Origin of the sequence: Pantoea ananatis LMG 2665 (genome assembly GCF_000710035.2) — a bacterium.
GTDB classification, from domain to species: Bacteria; Pseudomonadota; Gammaproteobacteria; order Enterobacterales; family Enterobacteriaceae; genus Pantoea; species Pantoea ananatis.
Window position 1 is genome coordinate 941,544 of the sequence record NZ_JMJJ01000004.1, and the last position, 16,842, is coordinate 958,385.

Consider the following 16,842-nt stretch of genomic DNA (forward strand, 5'->3'; position numbering starts at 1 on the left):
CATCGGGGCAGGAAATAACGGTTGAAAAGGGTGCTGACGCAACCGATGTTGCGCGCTGTTGCGCAACAAAGAGGGGATTCTAACAAGGCTGCACGGATAAAACGAGATTTTTACCCACGCGTGTGGGAAAATGCTTAACCCCTACTAAAATTGTGCCTAAGGAGTTGTGATGAGTACCGATCTGAAACTGTCATTGATGACCACGGCGGCTGCACTGTTGATGATTATTGCGTTCAGCTTTACCGCCATTCTGAACTAATAAAAAAGCCGGGAAGGTTTCCCTGTCCCGGCTGCGTTCCGTCGGTATGACGGAGGAGTGACGTTTAGCGAACGGTTTTTGGCGTCATGACGCGACGCGCACCAATATAGTGGCGCTGCCAGTAATCTTCGCTTAACGCACTGATTTGAATGTCCTTTCCGGTACGCGGTGACTGAATAAATTTACCGTTACCCAGGTAAACACCCACGTGGTCGGCCGTGCCACGTCCGTTGATGCGGAAAAACACCAGATCGCCTTTCTCCAGCGCTTCCCGATTCACCGGCGCGGCATCCCGCAGGTGATACATTTCATTTGCAGTACGCGGAATTTTAAATTTCACCACATCTTTGTAGGCGTACCACACCAGGCCGCTGCAGTCGAAACCGGTATGCGGCGATTTTCCGCCCCACTGGTAGCGCTTGCCCAGCTGTCCCATCAGTTTCGCCATCGCCGTTTCACGTGCTTTTTGATAGCGCTGACGGTGTGCGTTGCTCATTTTGATGGTGCCGGTATCCTTGCTGTCCGCTTTCGCCACCTTCACCGCGCGTTGATGACCATAGCGTTTCTTGCTGGTGGCATTGGCCGCCACTTTTTTTGTGAGCTTCTTGTGTGAATCAGTCGCTTTGGTCAGGGTTTTGTGAGAGGCAACCGCGTGAGAGGGATTTTTACTGGTTTTAAGCGTTTTGCTGGATTTCTGCTCTGCGGAGGAACGGCTTTTTTTCGCCGAAGCTTTAACCGTGCGTCGCTTGCGCCGCTCATCTTCGCGCGCACTTTTTTTCTCTACCTTATGCAAGCTGGCCTTAACCGGCGCCTGCGGTGATGCAGAGGCGACGTTAAAGAACAGTTGCGCAAAAGCCAGAATAAGAAGCGTAATAATTGAACGCATAGTCCGTTTACTGGTTAAGCTGTCAGGTTCAACAGATATCTGACAAGGTTAAGAAAAATCTGATCAACGATCAGCGCCGAAGACATTCTAGTCCAGTTTTTTTTAAAACAGTAAGTCCTTTTTTTATTAATTAATAACTTGGGTAAAAAGCAGGCATAAATAAGTAATTTCAGCAGGTTAACTCAGCAAAATTATTGCAAATTATTAATGCATTCACCTTTTGGGTCCCGATGAGCGGGTGGATAGCGCGCAAGCGGACTTAACAAACATGGCGGTTTGCCCTAACGGGAAGAAAATCTCATTTTCAGTCCTGAAGGGAAGTCGCTACAATAAAGAAACACGAAGTGACGAATTAAGGAAGGCAATAATGAGTACTGTAGAAAAAATTCAGCGCCAGATCGCAGAAAACCCGATCCTGCTGTACATGAAAGGTTCGCCGAAACTGCCAAGCTGCGGTTTCTCTGCCCAGGCGGTTCAGGCGCTGTCTGCCTGTGGTGAGCGCTTCGCTTACGTGGATATTCTGCAGAACCCGGATATTCGCGCAGAGCTGCCAAAGTATGCTAACTGGCCAACCTTCCCTCAGCTGTGGGTCGATGGCGAACTGGTTGGCGGCTGCGACATTATTGTTGAGATGTTCCAGCGTGGCGAATTACAACCGCTGGTCAAAGAAACCGCAGAGAAGTTTAAAGAAGCGGAATAATAAAAAAGGCCGACATCGTCGGCCTTTTCTTCGTTTAACGGGCGTTTACTCCGCCGCGCCCTGATATTCTGTTGCCTCTTCCGCTAGAGCCAGCGGCCAGCCTCCCAGACGTTTCCAGCGATTGACCAGTTCGCAGAACAGCGTGGCCGTTTGCTGCGTGTCATACAGCGCAGAGTGCGCCTGACTGCTGTCAAATTCCATCCCTGCCGCTTTGCAGGCTTTGGCCAGTACCGTCTGACCCAGCACTAACCCGCTCAGGGCGGCCGTGTCGAAAGTGGCAAAAGGATGAAACGGATTCCGTTTCAGGCTGGCGCGTTCGGCGGCGGCATTCATAAAATTAAGATCGAAGGTCGCATTATGCGCCACCATGATCGCTCGATTGCACCCGGTATCTTTAATGCCTTTGCGCACCAGTTTAAAAATGGCATGCAAGGCTTCGTATTCGCTCACCGCGCCCCGTAACGGATTGCTGGGATCGATGCCGGTAAAGGCAAGGGCTTCCGGATGCAGCAGAGCGCCGACAAAAGGTTCAACATGAAAATGCAGTGTCTGGTCGTGATGAAGCCAACCCTCGTCATCCATTTTCAGCGTAATGGCCGCGACTTCCAGCAGCGCATCGGTTTGCGCATTGAAGCCCGCCGTTTCCACATCGATAACCACGGGATAGAAACCACGAAAGCGTTGATTGAGTGCGTTGGGGGAAGACGATTCAGACATCAGGATCTCATTGCAGAAAAAGGGCAGCGCGTAGTATGCCAAAAAAGCGCCCCGTCTGCAGCAGGTACAGGTAAGGGAAGCGAGAATCAGCCCGCGTTGCGCGGGCTGATGTTGACGGCTTAGCTGCCGAGGCCGTGTCCGGCATGTTTATTTTCGATCAGTTCGATTTTATAACCGTCTGGATCTTCAACAAAGGCAATGATCGTGGTGCCACCTTTGACCGGGCCGGCTTCACGCGTCACGTTACCGCCGTCGTTACGGATGCGCTCGCAGGTTGCGGCAACATCATCAACGCCCAACGCGATGTGACCATAAGCGTTACCGAGATCGTAGCTGTCAACGCCCCAGTTGTAGGTCAGCTCAATAACGGCACCTTCGCTCTCTTCGGTGTAGCCCACAAACGCCAGGGTATATTTATATTCAGCGTTTTCGCTTTGGCGAAGCAGGCGCATGCCCAGCACGCGAGTGTAAAAATCAATGGAGCGTTGCAAATCGCCAACGCGCAGCATGGTATGAAGTAAACGCATAGCTTCCTCTTTTGAAAAACGTCATCCCCGGATGACACAAACACTCAGTATAGCGACGATAATCGCCAAAGAATAACCGCAGCCGTGAAAGACTCACGGCTGCCTGCGTTTTACAGTGCAGGATAGTCAGTATAGCCTTCAGCGCCGCCACCGTAGAAGGATTCGGGACGCTGTGGATTCAGTGGTGCATCTTGTTGTAAACGCTGGGCCAGATCCGGGTTAGCGATGTAATCCCGACCAAAGGCAACGGCATCGATCAAGCCGCGGCTGATAAGATCATCCGCTTTCTCAACGGTGTAAGCGCCAGCGCCAATAATTACGCCCGGGAAGGTATCACGGACTTTCTGACGGAAGGCGTCGCTGTAAGGTGTACCGCCTGCCCAGTCAGGTTCTGACATATGCAGATAGGCAATCTTGCGTTTCGCCAGTTCAGCGATGTACCACAGTGCATCTTCTTCTTCGTTCGGGCCATTATCCAGGTTCTGGAAGCTGCCGACAGGAGAGACACGGATACCAACACGATCCGCTGACCAGTTGGCAATCGCGGCATCGACCACTTCAAGCGCAAAACGTCCGCGTTTCTCAACGCTGCCGCCGTACTCATCGGTACGCTGATTCGAGGACGGTGACAGGAACTGGTGCATCAGATAGCCGTGAGCGGAGTGCAGTTCCAGCATGTCGAAGTCTGCTTCCCGCGCATTGGCAGCGGCCTGACCAAAATCGGCAACGATTTGCTGAATTTCACTGATGCTCAGTTCGCGCGGCACTGAGGTATCTTCGCGATACACGCTGCCGTCTTCGGCACGCAGGGAAGTGCGTGTGCCTGCAGGAATCGCCGAAGGCGCAACCGGCGCTTTACCTTCCGGCTGGACGCTGTTATGTGAAATACGGCCGGTGTGCCACAGCTGTACGGCACTGTGTCCGCCTGCCTGGTGGATACCTTCGTTAATATTTTTCCACGCGGCGATTTGCGGCTGGGTGTGTAAACCCGGCGCACCCGCATAACCTTTGGCCTGGAAAGAAATCTGGGTAGCTTCGGTAATAATCAGGCCCGCCCCCGCGCGCTGACGATAGTATTCGGCCATCAACGGCGTCGGGATATCGCCTGGCTCAATGCTACGCAAGCGCGTCAGCGGGGCCATAAAGACACGATTAGGCACGGTAATTGCGCCAACTTTTAGCGGACGAAACAGCTGAGTACTCGCCATAACAACTCCTTTTAAGTAGACCGGTCGTCTACAAATTGTGGTTTTTTTAAACCAGTGGCGCTTTCAGCCACTGTTCGATGGTAATAAACGCCAGCCGCAGGGGCTGTGCCTTACGGGAAAGCTTGCTTTGCAAACTGGCACCGAGCCACAAGACATAGAGTAGCTCTGCCAGCTGTTCAGGCGGATGCGGCAATATCAGTCCTTCTTCCTGCTGTGCCGTCGTTAAGGCGCGGCTATAAGCCGCGATAACATGACTGGCACCGTGCTGCAGGGCACCGCGCATGGGTTCAGACAGGTCGCAAACTTCAGCCGACAGTTTCACACTCAGACAACCGACGATGTGCCCCTGTTGTTCAAACACCGCAAGCGCATGTCTGAAATGGTCTAACAATCGTTCTCTCACCGTGCCCGCTGGCTGAGACAACTGTTGCTCTACCTCATGCAGGTAGCGGACAAAGTAGCGCTCAAGCAGGGCAACGCCAAACGCTTCTTTTGACGGGAAATAGTAATAAAACGACCCTTTCGGAATGGCCGCCTGTGTCAGCAGCTGACTCAGCCCCATGGCGGTAAATCCGCGCTGCAGGCAAAGCTTCTCGCCCGTTATCAGCAGGTGTTCACGTGTTTCATGACGTTGTGGCATCTTGTTCATGGGCTTTATCCTGGTAGACCAATCGGTCTAATGCAAATTTTAATCGCGGGACAGGCACAGAGTGTTAAATCATCACGTATTGAAAGTGAATAAATCGTCCTTGTTGTGATTATTTCTTGCACAATCGCACCAGTCTGTCTTCAATAGAGGGATGCACGTTTTAGCGGGGGCAGTTGTGGCAGAGCAGCTTGAGTTTTTTCCGGTTCCCAGTCCATGCCGGAGTATTTGTCAGACAGATTCACGTGGCTATTGTCTCGGTTGCCTGCGCAGCCGCGACGAGCGTTTTAACTGGATGCGCTATACCGACAGCCAGAAACGTGACGTGCTGCGCCTTTGCCATCAGCGCCGCCTGCGTATGCTGCGTCAGCAGCATAAGGATGAGCCTCAGGAACCCCAGCAACCGACCTTGTTCTGACCCCCGCACGATTTCCGTTATACTCCCTGACAGACAACCAGCCGCTTTTGTGTCAAAGGGAGAACACGATGTTACAACCGCAAGCTATTGCGCCACAGGGCCCTCACTTTTCCCCGCTGATTATGGGCTACTGGCGCCTGATGGAGTGGGACATGACTCCACAGCAACGGGTCGCCTTTATTGAACACCATCTTTCACTGGGGATTTCCACGGTCGATCATGCCGATATTTATGGTGATTACCGTTGCGAGGCGGCGTTTGGTGAAGCATTAAAACAGGCACCCTCGCTGCGCCAGCGGCTTCAGATTGTCACGAAATGCGGCATTGCGACGCGCGCCAAACCCGAACATCAGATTGGCCATTACATCACCGATACCGCACACATTCTTGCCAGCGCAGAGCGTTCGCTGCAGGCTTTTCACACCGATTATCTCGACCTCCTGTTGATTCATCGGCCCGATCCCCTTATGGACGCCGATGACGTTGCCGAGGCGTTTCTTCAACTGCATCAGGCCGGTAAAGTGCTTCATTTCGGCGTGTCCAATTTTACACCTGCGCAGTTTGCCCTGTTGCAGTCGCGTCTGCCTTTTAGCCTGGTCACTAATCAACTTGAAATCTCTCCCGTTCAGCAAAACGTGCTGCTGGATGGTTCGCTGGATCACTGCCAGCAGCAACGCCTGCGCCCTATGGCATGGTCCTGTCTCGGGGGCGGACGTCTGTTCAGCGATCCCCATTTCCAGCCGTTGCGCGACGAGCTGGCGCGGGTCCGAGAGGAGACAGGCGCATCCAGTCTGGAACAGGTCGTCTACGCGTGGGTGATGCGCTTGCCGAGCAAGCCGTTACCTATCATCGGCTCCGGCAAAATCCAGCGCGTCACCGAGGCGGCGGGGGCCGTGGATCTGTCGCTCAGTCGCCAACAGTGGTTCCGTATTCGTAAAGCAGCGCTGGGCTACGACGTACCCTGAGCGTAAACATTCGTCAATTTGCGGCAATCTTTGCGCACTGAGGCCAGGCTTAAGCTGAACCCAGAGCACTAAGGAGCCACAATGAAAGTGAAAACTATCGCGTTGTTGACGCTGTTAACCTGCGGCGCAGCCCAGGCCGCCAGTGAAGAGGTGACGATTCATGAGGTGTCGCCGCAGGGTATCGGCAAATCTGTTGGCACGGTGAAGATCGAAGAAACGCAATATGGTTTGCAGTTTACGCCCATGCTGGCGGGGCTAAAACCGGGCATCCACGGCTTCCATGTCCATGCAAAAGGCAGCTGTGAACCAGGTGAATCAGAGGGGAAAACGGTGGCCGCGGGCGCGGCGGGTGGTCATCTGGACCCGGATAATACCGGTAAACATCTCGGACCCTACGGTGAAGGTCACTTAGGGGACCTGCCAGCGCTCTACGTGGATGACCAGGGCAAGGCCAGCTATCCCGTGCTGGCACCCCGGATCAAAAACCTGAGTGAGATAAAAGGCAAGGCACTGATGGTTCACGTGGGCGGCGATAATCACGCGGATCACCCGAAACCGCTCGGCGGCGGCGGGGCACGCTTTGCCTGCGGCGTAATCTGATCAGATAGTCTGGCGGCATCGGTTGCCGCCAGCATGGCTTTTCGTACGTTGAAGATTTGTTGTAGCATCATGCCTTCATTCCCCCCTATGATACTGATTCCCGTCATAAAGCCTGACAACCTGAGGAGCAGGGTAAATGAAATGGAAGGGCGCATGGTTACTGTGCCTGCTGCTGGCAGGCTGTGATAAACCCAATGATACGCAGTTGGTAACCGAAACCGGGCGAGAGCTTCAGCGTACCATTGATACCAATCCTGCACGGATTCGGTGTGAACATATCGCGAAAGGCCGTGAGCGGCTGAGTCGGGACGTGGTGCAAAAACTTGAAGCATCGCATTGCCAAAATGTTCTGCGTAGCGCCACGGAAACCAATTTCACAGATACCACGATCTATCACCACAATACGGTGATGATTTGCGGCGGCATCACGGGGAAAAGCTTCACTGGCACCTTCATTTCCCGGCGCTTTATTTTCTCCCCGGATGAAAAAGCGCTGGTTATTGAGCCGGTTTCTGAGGCGGATAAGACGCGATTCGAAGGACAAAAAACGGTACAGCAACTGCAGGATGATTTTAACCGCCAGCATCAGCAGTACTGTCAGTAGTCAGTCGGGAATGGCCTGTTTCAGCTGTTCCAGCGAACAACGTAAGCGCCACAACAATCCGGCAAGCGTTTCGGCTTCCCGGGTATTTTCCCTGATCGTTTCATCTGTCATCGTCTGTAGCGCATCCAGTGCCGCATCAAGTTGCCGGTGCTGAACACCGCGAAGGCTCATCACATGTTGCAGATCCTGCATCGCACGCTCGCGATACTGATTCAGAACTGCGGATTCGGTGGGCCAGTCGCGCAGCTGCCAGACGAGGTGTGAGCAGTTGAGCAAAACCACGCCCCAGCGCAGTAGCCAGACGCGCGCTTTTTCATCCCGACTGCTGCTGAGCTGGCCGATCTTGTGATAGATCAGCGACTCGAAGCGGTTTTGACTCAAATGGGGCCGGGGGCGAAGCTGATCGAGAAAAGCCATGCGCAGAGACTGAATATGGCGTCGGCTGCGGCGGCTATCCGAACTGGGGCGCAGCAGCTGAAACGCCAGCCAGGCGAGCAGTACGCCGCAAATTTTGGCGATATTGCCGTCAAAGAACGTTTGATAGTCCCAGTCTGGTGGATTGGTCACGGCCAGAAACGATCCCAGAAAAACAATAAACTGTCCCCACATGGCGGCCCGCTGTTTCTGCTGCACCCGGAACAGTTGCAGGGTCAGCAACAACGGAAATAACACCGCCAGCAGTTGCCATAGTTGATTAAACTGCACCATCAGCCCGAATTTAAACACAAAGCTAAATGCAAACAGCCACAACAGCGTTTTCAGTAATAACGTAATGCTGCCTGTGGGTGAGGGAGCCGAGGCGTAAAGCACGCAGGCGATCGCCGTGAAGGTGAGCGCCGATGCGCCCGAAGACCACTGCGTCGTAATCCAGAATGCGCAACCCGCGACCACGACAGTAAAAGTGCGCAGTGCACTCCAGCCTGCCTCTGCGCTATCGCTCTCACTGGCCAGCGCCGATACGGCCGGTGGTTGAAAGCGGGTATCCGCCTCGGCGTGCTCCAGCAGTCGTATCCAGCGCAATACGTTGAGGTACATCCAGCAGAAGTAGCGCAGCCGCTGACAGAACGCCCGCTGTCGATAATCCCCTTCGCTGGCAGGCGTAATCGTGCGCAACAACGCCGCGAGCCGATACTTATTGCAGTCGGGTTTGGCCAGTTCCTGCATGATAGCCTTCAGTACCTCAAACAGCGCCTCAGGTGCATCGGGCCAGTTCAGCAGCATACGACGAAGACTGGACAGCACGCTGGTCAGTCTCAGCTGCTGATGCAGGATGTAATTCAGCACGTTATTCTGGCGGCGAAAGCGATAATGGCTCCAGAAGGCCTGGATGCGTAATAAGTTCATGGTCAGGATCTGACCAATCACCGTTTCATGGGCGCTGCGTATCTCGTCATTACGGGTGTCCTGCAGCAGGCGCGTGGCATGTTCCAGCAGGCGGGCGTGCATCTGTTTTAGCGCGTGGATGAGTGCATCGCCGTCAGAGGTGCTGGGTAAGAGCATCATCATAAAGCCCGCGCACAGCAGCCCGGAAATCACTTCACATACCCGCGCCTGAGCAATCTCCCACAGGCTGGTGATGTCCGTCAGGTTGACACAGCTGAAGGCAATAATGGCTGCGGTATAACCCGCCAGCGAAAAACCATAGGCCACATTGTTTTGATAGTGGTTTGCCACCCAGGTGCACAGCGCCAGCCAGCCGGCAATATACAGGGTGAACAGCCAAGGCTCGTTTAACGTATGGCCGGCAATCAACAGCGCAGCGGCCGCCCCCAACAGGCTGCCCACGATGCGGCCCAGGCTTTTACTGATCACGCCGCCAAGGGTAGGAAAACTTACCACTGCTGCTGAGGTCATGGCCCAGTAAGGCTCGTCCAGGTTCAAACCATAGGCAATGCTCAGCGCAAGGCACATCGCGCCTGCATTGCGTAACGCATAGCGCCATTGATTGCGATCCGCCTTTACCCAGGGAAGGTTTCCCCAGGCCAGCCCGTTGAGATTCATGGTGCTATCGTAATCGTGCAGGTTGTACCGGCGATCAACAGCGCGCGATCGGGAAGCGATGTGAGGCGGATACGGACAGGGACACGTTGCGCCAGACGAACCCAGGGCACGTTCGGTTTAATATCCGGCAGTAAACCGTTATCCGCCTCCAGGCTTTGATCGTAGATAGCCCGCCCGATGCTTTCTACCTGACCGGTCAACTGCGCGCCGCTGCTGTAAAGCACCACGTTGGCAGCGGCGCCAGGATGAATGTGGCGCAGCTTGGTTTCTTCAAAGTAGCCGACGACGTAGTAAGAGTGGCTGTCGACCAGGGCAAAAAGCGGCGTACCGGCGCTGGCGTAGTTGCCAGGGCGCAGGGTTAAATTACTCACCCAACCGTCCGTGGGGGCGGTGAGGGTGGTTTGCTGCAAGTTCCATTGCGCCTGATCACGCTGTGCCTGTGCCGCCTTCACGCTGGCCAGTGCGGCATCGGCGTTCAGACGGGCAACATCCAGATCTTCACCTGAAATGGTATTGCGCGGCAGCCGGCTTCGCCTGCTGAACTCGTTTTGCGCTTTAGCGAGATCGGCTTTTGCCTGGCTAAGCTGCGCATCGGCTTTATTCAGATCGATTTGCCAGGGGACGGGGTCCAGCGTCAACAACGTTTCGCCTTTGTGAACAAACTGATTATCTGTCACCTTCAATGCCACAATGCGTCCTGAAATCTGCGGCGTGATATCCACTAACTCGGCACGCACTTTTCCATCTCGTGTCCAGGGCGACTGCATGTAGTAATTCCAGGCCCACCAGGCACTGAGCAGCGCAAGGGTAAAAACAATCAGCGTTGAAAAGTACTTTAATCCGGAAAATTTCATCGTTTTCATCCGTGATCCATCAGCCAGAGTGAGGCCGTCACGCACAGCACAAATAAGGAAAGATCAAACAGTGTGGGATGCCAGACGTCGCCAGAGGCGAGCCAGCCGCGCAGCAGTGGGTGAATCAGCAGCCAGAGAAAAAAACCGGCCAGCACCGCTTTAAACAGGGGAGGAAAGTAAAGTGACGCACCGAAAATCAGTTCCGTAAGTGGGTGAACACTGAGAAATCCGTTGCTGATGATATCCATTATGGGGATGCACTCTGGAACAGGTTAGTGAAATATTTTCAGCCGAAACTGTCTACTTAGTGATTAGTAATTTAACTTCCGGCTTGCAAAATACTATACAATGCAGCCTGATAGCTAGCCGACTAATTATAAGGAGATAACATGGATACCCCACTCGGAACGGACCTGTCCAGACTGGTGCGCATCTGGCGGGCTCTGATCGATCAACGCCTGAAGCCACTCGATTTAACCCAAACGCATTGGGTTACGCTGCACAATATCCATCAGTTACCGCCTGAGCAGTCACAAATTCAGTTAGCCAAAGCCATCGGTATCGAACAACCTTCGCTGGTCAGAACCTTAGATCAGCTTGAAGAAAAAGGGCTGATTACCCGAACCACCTGCGCACATGACCGCCGAGCCAAACGCATTAAGCTCACACAACAGGCCGAGCCGGTTATTCAGCAGGTCGAACACGTGATTGACATTACCCGTGACGATATTCTCACCGGTATCAGCCGCGATGAGATCAATCAGATGGTGTCGCTGATTGCGCGCCTTGAGAAGAATATTCTCGAACTACAGAACAAAGAAAAGTAATACCGACGCACAGTGCCCGTCACCGGCGTCGGTGGGTGACTGTATTAGCGTGGAGAAACGGTGACCTGGCTGCCATCGGTCGCCATCGCTACGCGCTGTCCTACAGAGTAACGGCTGGCGGCCTGTTTCTGCACCACCATAATGGTGTTGCCGTCATCCTTGCGGATTTCCAGTTCAACACCGTCTGTTTTGTTCATCGCACCTTGCACGCCCTGGCCCGCAACGCCACCCAGTACGGCCCCGCCGGCTGCTGCCAGGCTGCGTCCCGCACCGCCGCCAATCGTGTTGCCCAGGAATCCACCCAGTACGGCACCACCGATAGCGCCAATGATATTGCTGTCATCGCCGCCCTGAATTTTAACCGGACGTACGGACACTAAGGTACCGTATGAAACGCTCTGGACCTGTTTGGCTTCACTGGCGCTGTAGGTATCGCCCGACAACGTATCGGTATTGCTACAACCTGCAAGCATCACTCCAGTCAAAGCGACCACAATTACACGCTTAATCATTTGAAAACTCCTTTATTCAAGAATGCGCCTATCTCTCGCGAAATCCTGTAAACAGTATAAGACAGAAAACTGGAGAATTGACCTTTGCCGGTATAAAACATGGCTGACGCCAGCATAGACCGTTAAATTTTAACAATGATTCAATCGATGAGAAAAAAATTTCTAAGGCGTTAACTCACAGGCAATTTATTGATTAAAAACAAATTAATCATGGATTTAACCGCAATTTTTTGTCAGGCTTAACGCGCGTAACACCATTTTCACCTTAATGAAAAGGAACGGCTATGAAATCAGGACGCTACATCGGCGTGATGTCGGGCACCAGTCTTGATGGTGTGGATGTGGTTCTGGCGGCCATTGACGAAAATATGGTGGCTCAGCAGGCCAGCTACTGTCATCCCATGCCACCGGATTTGCGTCAGGCTATTCTGGCCATTTGCCAGGGACAGGCCCTGACGCTGTCGCAGTTAGGGCAGCTTGATACGCGGCTGGGGCAGCTGTTTGCTGAGGCGGTATTGACCCTGATGCGCCGTGAATCCCTTGAAGTTGGCGATATCACGGCGATCGGCTGTCACGGGCAAACCGTATGGCATGAGCCGCAGAGCGCAGCGCCGAATACGCTGCAAATTGGCGATCACAATCAGATAGTTGCCGCGACCGGCATTACGGTCGTGGGGGATTTCAGGCGGCGTGATATGGCGCTGGGCGGGCAGGGCGCACCGCTGGTGCCGGCCTTCCATCAGGCCTTGATGATGGATGCCACCGAACGTCGCATGGTGCTGAACATAGGCGGGATTGCGAATCTCTCTTTACTTATTCCGGGGCAGCCTGTTCGCGGGTTTGATACCGGGCCTGGCAATATGCTGCTTGATGCCTGGATATGGCGTAATCAGGGCAAAGCTTACGATAAAGATGCCCAGTGGGCGCTGAGTGGCAAAGTCAGTCATGCCCTGCTTGATACGTTGCTGCGCGAGCCCTGGCTCGCGTTGCCGCCGCCTAAAAGCACCGGGCGGGAGCTGTTTAACCTGGGCTGGCTTGAACAACATCTGCGTCATTTTCCTGGCATCGCCGCACAGGACGTTCAGGCTACGCTTAATGAATTTACCGCCGTCAGCATCGCGCAACAGGTGAAACTCAATGACGGATGCGATCGTTTACTGGCCTGTGGTGGGGGAAGCCGCAATCCGTTACTGATGGCGCGACTGGCTTCGCATCTTGCGGGTACCGAAGTGACGACAACCGACACGATCGGTATCAACGGGGATGATATGGAAGCGCTGGCGTTTGCCTGGCTGGCGTTTCGCACCCTGTCCGGCCTGCCCGGAAATTTGCCTGCGGTCACCGGCGCACGCGAAAAAAGCGTGATTGGCGCCATTTATCCCGCCAATCCGTTGTTCATGCGACAGGGGAAAGGGGACTGAATCTGTCCCCTTTTAGAACAGCGTAAAACGAATCAGGCCACGCCAGGCAGATGCGTTAACTTGCGCACGCCCGTGATGACGGTTGCCACGATGGTTTCACGCCGGGTAATGACTTCAACCTGGTAGTATTTGCTGCGATAGGCAATTGAATAGATAACCGGATGGTATTTATTTCCCTCACCATAACGAGACATATGGGCTTCCAGCGCGCGCGAGGCGGCAACGATATGGACGGGTTCTTTATCACCGCGGATGATTTGCTTCATTCAGTCCCTCAAATGCTATACCTGTGGGGCACGCCTTAACAGGGCGCGTTGCGTCGGTCTTTAACACTGAACATCTGACTGCTTAACATCATCGATAATTTAAAAAACAGCGTGCACGTCTAATATTGCAGCGCAATGACACAATCTGAAACGTGCTACTAATATTTAGCAGCACGTTTTATGTCCGGCAAGAGAGAATGAAAATTTATTGTGTTGCGGGAGCCAGGGTTTATTTAAGCTCGGGCCAGGAAACGGAAGATACGCCATTTAATTTCGGCCAGGAAAACAGGAATCCCTGAAACTGTGAAATGCCGGCGGCTTCCAGCCACATCCACTCTTCGGGCTGTTCAATCCCTTCTGCAATCACGGTAATTTCCAGCGATGAACAACATTTTAAAATCGCGTGGACGATAGCCTGCTTCGGGCCACTCTTGTGCACGTTACTAATAATACTGCGGTCGATTTTAATTTTATCGGGCTGGATCTGGGTAAGCAGTGATAACCCGGCATAACCCGCGCCAAAATCATCGAGCGCGACGCTGATACCGGCGGCTTTGAGCTGTTTCAGCGCGGCGGCAAATTCGTCAGGACGAGAGATGATCTCATTCTCGGTAAACTCAACGACAATTTGCTCCGGCACCAGCTGGTGGGCATGAATTTCCGTCAGCAGAAAGTCGACCGCGTCGGGAACAAGCACCAGCGACATCGGCAGCAGATTGATCGACAGCACCATATCATCCAGGCCGAGCGCCTTTGCCTGTGCAAAGGCCGTGTGTTTAGAGTGCAAATCGTTGCGGTAGATATCATCCGGATCAAGGCGGGAAAAATAGTGCTGTTGCGTTTCACCCTGATTGCCGCGAAGCAGCGCTTCAAGGGAAACAATTTTGCGTGCAAAGGGATCAATAATGGCCTGAAAAGCAAAATTTACGCCTTCCTGATTCAGCATGGCAACATCACCTTCGCGGGTTTCGGCCTCATCCTGAATAAAATCCCAGCTGTCTGCTGAGGGAATTTCAAAATAATTTTCTTTCTCGCGCGCTTCAACAAAGGTACGCAAGAATTTAAGCGCCCGATCTTCATAGGTCAGCTGGTATTTGGTGGTGCCTTTTTCCAGCACCGCATTAAGCACCGTGGTTTTATCGTATTGCCGCAGGTCAAACAGCTCCATGCCCACGTTGCCGAAACGTCGCGCAGGGGCATAATCGCGCATTAATTCCACAATATTATGATGGCTGGTATCGCGGCAAATACGTTCGTAAACCGCCAGCACATCACGTTCAGGACCTTCAAGGAGCTGAAAAAAGTGGGTGCCATTAAACAATAAAATACCGGTGACGCTGGATGATTCATTAATTTTGTTAGCCTTGGTGACTAATCCCTCCAGCATCTTAAGCGGAACATGGTCAGCGATGTGACTGCGATAGATAATTGTAGACAACATAAAGTCTTCCAGATTCTTGTTTTTTTACCGCACACATTGCCAGATCGCTTATCAGGCGGAGCCTAATCCTGCTGTACTACCATCGCAAAATGTGTCCTTGCCGTGCATTTCTCCAGCACGGCACAGGGGGCGCTTACCTGTGATGTTCCGTTGTCACAGAAGGTTTAACACGATCGATCCATGGGGTGGATAACAGACCATGGCGGGGGCAAACAGGTTTTTTATTATTCTGTTCATTACCAGCGTGTTACGCATTGTTTCTATTATATCAGCACTTCAGTGGTTAGGTATTGAATAGACGTATCTTTTTTGCAGGTTATGGTCCGTTAATAAATGACACCGATGAGTATTATTCTCAGGTTACCTGGGGTAATCAAATTATCCTGGTTCCCTGACTGCTGCCCTTGAAAAGAAAACAGCAGTAGCCTGATTTGGCATGTTTTTTTAACCAAAATGTCGAAGAAGAGAGGTAAACACAATGATTAAAGTATCAAATCTGATCTTGCACCTGGCGCCTTTTTCAGCAGCCAGAGTCTGATAAGATGCTAACGTAAGTCAGTGACCCCGCTGCGAATAAATCTCAAAACCCCTGTTTTGTCATTATCCCTGTGGTTTTAGGGATAATTCTCAGCTAGGGTTAACAACGCTACATTATTAAATAAAACCTTACATCACTCTTTTTATCGTCCTGATTGACACAGCGACCAGCAGGGGCAGTCCTATGCTTAAATCAAGCTACTATTACGTATGTCCTTTTACCCGAGGCGGATGGATAATTCATAAAGAAGGTTGTAGCCAGCTGGATAACAGCCGTGGAAGTGAATTTATCGGTTCACTCTACACCCGGCAACAGGCCTTAACGGTCGCGAAAATCCATCATCCGGATGCGATTCTCTGCACCGCCTGCCTTAGCCCTTTCGTCTGTCCCACTGCCGGGCGGAGTCTGGCATCGCGCAATCGGGCCATGCCGACGCGACATACACCTAAGTCTTCCTGAATATTACGGACGTCAGCGCCGACGTTACGCGCGGCGGAGATATCGGTTTACTGCGCCTGAGGCGTGAGCGCGATATAAAGAAATAATGTGTGAAGGTGAAATAATAATAACCGCGAAGAAGGGTGCACATTATTACCTGGTTAACAGGCGTGACGCTCACGCCTGTTAATATTAACGCCGAAAACTACAGCTTAACGCCGAAAACTACAGCGCTGTGATGATTACGCCTGTTTAGGCTGTCCGTTCGAAGCGGTCAGGCCGCCATCAACCGGCAGATTTGCGCCGGTAATATAACGTGCGTCATCGCTGGCGATAAAGGCAATGGCATCAGCAATATCTTCAGGCTCACCTGCGCGTTTAAGCGGAATGCGGTCATAGAAACGCTCAAGCAGGGCCTGATCGTTTTTCACCGCTTCCGTCAGCTCGGTGAAGGTAAAGCCCGGGCAAATCGCATTCACTCTCACGCCGTCCGCGCCATAATCCATGGCCAGTGACCGGGTGAAGTTGGTAACGGCGCCTTTGGCCGCGTTATAGACGCTCATGCCCCAGTCGCCACCTAATCCTGATACCGACGAAATATTCACTACGTTGCCTTTCGATTTCAGCAGGGCAGGCATAAAGAAGTGCACACAGTGGAATACGCCGTCGAGATCGACGCTCATCAGCTTCTTCCAGTCAGCGGGTTCGATCTCGTGGATGCGTCCCTGAACGATAATCCCGGCATTGTTAACCAGCACGTCCATGCGGCCATATTTTTCTTCAACGCGGGCGGCCAGCGCTTTTACCTGATCGGCCTCAGCCACGTCGCAGGCCGCTGCCATATGGCCATCGCCGGGCAACTGTGCCAGGACTTTTTGCAGCTTATCCTGATTACGGCCAACCAACACGACAGATGCGCCTTCTTGTGCGAAGCGTTTGGCGCTTGCTTCACCAATTCCTGATCCGGCTCCTGTCACTACAACGATTTTACCTGTAAATCTGGACATTTTGCCT

21 protein-coding genes are annotated in these 16,842 nt (G+C 52.9%); 9 read left to right on the top strand and 12 right to left on the bottom strand.

The features are described from left to right. Nucleotides 1-169: 169 nt before the first annotated feature. Nucleotides 170-259 carry a cytochrome bd-I oxidase subunit CydH gene (cydH, locus tag EL29_RS06235; protein ID WP_019105306.1) on the top strand — a complete coding sequence of 30 codons (90 nt, stop codon included), beginning with the start codon at nucleotides 170-172 and terminating at the stop codon, nucleotides 257-259. A gap of 64 nt (nucleotides 260-323) precedes the next feature. Here cydH and EL29_RS06240 read toward each other — a convergent pair whose 3' ends face one another. Beyond that, complete coding sequence (locus tag EL29_RS06240; protein ID WP_014593610.1) at nucleotides 324-1,145, bottom strand: C40 family peptidase; 822 nt, start codon at nucleotides 1,143-1,145, stop codon at nucleotides 324-326. A 364-nt stretch (nucleotides 1,146-1,509) separates the two neighbouring features. Here EL29_RS06240 and EL29_RS06245 point away from each other — a divergent pair, with 364 nt between their 5' ends. Next, entirely contained in the window at nucleotides 1,510-1,845 is a 336-nt protein-coding gene (locus EL29_RS06245; RefSeq protein ID WP_170934913.1) for a Grx4 family monothiol glutaredoxin, read from the top strand. A gap of 45 nt (nucleotides 1,846-1,890) precedes the next feature. Here the strand turns inward: EL29_RS06245 and rnt are convergent, their stop codons facing one another. The 4 genes from rnt to EL29_RS06265 form a co-directional block, all read right to left on the bottom strand. Next, complete coding sequence (gene rnt / locus EL29_RS06250) at nucleotides 1,891-2,562, bottom strand: ribonuclease T (RefSeq protein WP_013025611.1); 672 nt, start codon at nucleotides 2,560-2,562, stop codon at nucleotides 1,891-1,893. A 119-nt stretch (nucleotides 2,563-2,681) separates the two neighbouring features. Continuing rightward, nucleotides 2,682-3,089 (bottom strand): lactoylglutathione lyase, encoded by a 408-nt coding sequence (gene gloA / locus EL29_RS06255; RefSeq protein ID WP_013025612.1) that lies wholly within the window; start codon nucleotides 3,087-3,089, stop codon nucleotides 2,682-2,684. Between the two features lie 110 nt (nucleotides 3,090-3,199). Beyond that, nucleotides 3,200-4,297 carry an alkene reductase gene (locus tag EL29_RS06260; protein WP_014605951.1) on the bottom strand — a complete coding sequence of 366 codons (1,098 nt, stop codon included), beginning with the start codon at nucleotides 4,295-4,297 and terminating at the stop codon, nucleotides 3,200-3,202. Nucleotides 4,298-4,343: 46 nt separating this feature from the next. Beyond that, nucleotides 4,344-4,946, bottom strand: a complete 603-nt coding sequence (locus EL29_RS06265; protein WP_022622467.1) for a TetR/AcrR family transcriptional regulator — start codon at nucleotides 4,944-4,946, stop codon at nucleotides 4,344-4,346. A gap of 175 nt (nucleotides 4,947-5,121) precedes the next feature. On the opposite strand from EL29_RS06265, the gene EL29_RS06270 reads away from it, so the two are divergent. From EL29_RS06270 to EL29_RS06285, 4 genes are all read left to right on the top strand, one after another. After that, complete coding sequence (locus EL29_RS06270) at nucleotides 5,122-5,361, top strand: DUF1289 domain-containing protein (RefSeq protein ID WP_071785158.1); 240 nt, start codon at nucleotides 5,122-5,124, stop codon at nucleotides 5,359-5,361. Between the two features lie 68 nt (nucleotides 5,362-5,429). Next, the gene (locus EL29_RS06275) at nucleotides 5,430-6,326 is read left to right on the top strand and encodes an aldo/keto reductase (protein ID WP_028715079.1); all 897 of its coding nucleotides are present in this window, start codon (nucleotides 5,430-5,432) and stop codon (nucleotides 6,324-6,326) included. A gap of 81 nt (nucleotides 6,327-6,407) precedes the next feature. Further along, entirely contained in the window at nucleotides 6,408-6,926 is a 519-nt protein-coding gene (gene sodC / locus EL29_RS06280) for a superoxide dismutase family protein (protein WP_014605947.1), read from the top strand. Nucleotides 6,927-7,062: 136 nt separating this feature from the next. Then, nucleotides 7,063-7,530: a hypothetical protein gene (locus tag EL29_RS06285; RefSeq protein ID WP_014593614.1), complete on the top strand. Its 468-nt coding sequence runs from the start codon at nucleotides 7,063-7,065 to the stop codon at nucleotides 7,528-7,530. On the opposite strand, the gene EL29_RS06290 is transcribed toward EL29_RS06285, so the two are convergent. From EL29_RS06290 to EL29_RS06300, 3 genes are read right to left on the bottom strand one after another with little or no spacing between them, the layout of a single operon-like run. Further along, nucleotides 7,531-9,531, bottom strand: coding sequence for an FUSC family protein (locus EL29_RS06290; protein ID WP_028715080.1), 2,001 nt, complete (start codon nucleotides 9,529-9,531; stop codon nucleotides 7,531-7,533). Continuing rightward, nucleotides 9,528-10,385: an HlyD family secretion protein gene (locus EL29_RS06295; RefSeq protein WP_197665913.1), complete on the bottom strand. Its 858-nt coding sequence runs from the start codon at nucleotides 10,383-10,385 to the stop codon at nucleotides 9,528-9,530. The genes EL29_RS06290 and EL29_RS06295 overlap by 4 nt, the downstream gene beginning before the upstream one ends. Nucleotides 10,386-10,390: 5 nt before the next feature. After that, nucleotides 10,391-10,633 (bottom strand): DUF1656 domain-containing protein, encoded by a 243-nt coding sequence (locus tag EL29_RS06300; RefSeq protein WP_013025621.1) that lies wholly within the window; start codon nucleotides 10,631-10,633, stop codon nucleotides 10,391-10,393. 141 nt (nucleotides 10,634-10,774) lie between these two features. Between EL29_RS06300 and slyA the strand changes: the two genes are divergently transcribed. Further along, on the top strand, nucleotides 10,775-11,212 hold the full coding sequence (gene slyA, locus EL29_RS06305; protein WP_013025622.1) for a transcriptional regulator SlyA: 438 nt from the start codon (nucleotides 10,775-10,777) through the stop codon (nucleotides 11,210-11,212). Between the two features lie 44 nt (nucleotides 11,213-11,256). Here the strand turns inward: slyA and EL29_RS06310 are convergent, their stop codons facing one another. Beyond that, entirely contained in the window at nucleotides 11,257-11,724 is a 468-nt protein-coding gene (locus EL29_RS06310; protein ID WP_029571416.1) for an outer membrane lipoprotein, read from the bottom strand. Nucleotides 11,725-12,008: 284 nt separating this feature from the next. On the opposite strand from EL29_RS06310, the gene anmK reads away from it, so the two are divergent. Further along, nucleotides 12,009-13,145, top strand: coding sequence for an anhydro-N-acetylmuramic acid kinase (gene anmK, locus EL29_RS06315; protein WP_028715081.1), 1,137 nt, complete (start codon nucleotides 12,009-12,011; stop codon nucleotides 13,143-13,145). 32 nt (nucleotides 13,146-13,177) lie between these two features. Here anmK and EL29_RS06320 read toward each other — a convergent pair whose 3' ends face one another. Together EL29_RS06320 and EL29_RS06325 are read right to left on the bottom strand one after the other, a co-directional pair. Further along, nucleotides 13,178-13,411: a DUF4060 family protein gene (locus tag EL29_RS06320; RefSeq protein ID WP_006119000.1), complete on the bottom strand. Its 234-nt coding sequence runs from the start codon at nucleotides 13,409-13,411 to the stop codon at nucleotides 13,178-13,180. A 229-nt stretch (nucleotides 13,412-13,640) separates the two neighbouring features. Next, nucleotides 13,641-14,852 (bottom strand): diguanylate phosphodiesterase, encoded by a 1,212-nt coding sequence (locus EL29_RS06325; RefSeq protein WP_013025625.1) that lies wholly within the window; start codon nucleotides 14,850-14,852, stop codon nucleotides 13,641-13,643. A gap of 721 nt (nucleotides 14,853-15,573) precedes the next feature. On the opposite strand from EL29_RS06325, the gene EL29_RS06330 reads away from it, so the two are divergent. After that, nucleotides 15,574-15,849: a hypothetical protein gene (locus EL29_RS06330; protein WP_014605943.1), complete on the top strand. Its 276-nt coding sequence runs from the start codon at nucleotides 15,574-15,576 to the stop codon at nucleotides 15,847-15,849. Nucleotides 15,850-16,070: 221 nt separating this feature from the next. On the opposite strand, the gene budC is transcribed toward EL29_RS06330, so the two are convergent. After that, nucleotides 16,071-16,835 carry a meso-2,3-butanediol dehydrogenase gene (budC, locus tag EL29_RS06335; protein ID WP_013025626.1) on the bottom strand — a complete coding sequence of 255 codons (765 nt, stop codon included), beginning with the start codon at nucleotides 16,833-16,835 and terminating at the stop codon, nucleotides 16,071-16,073. Nucleotides 16,836-16,842: the final 7 nt, after the last annotated feature.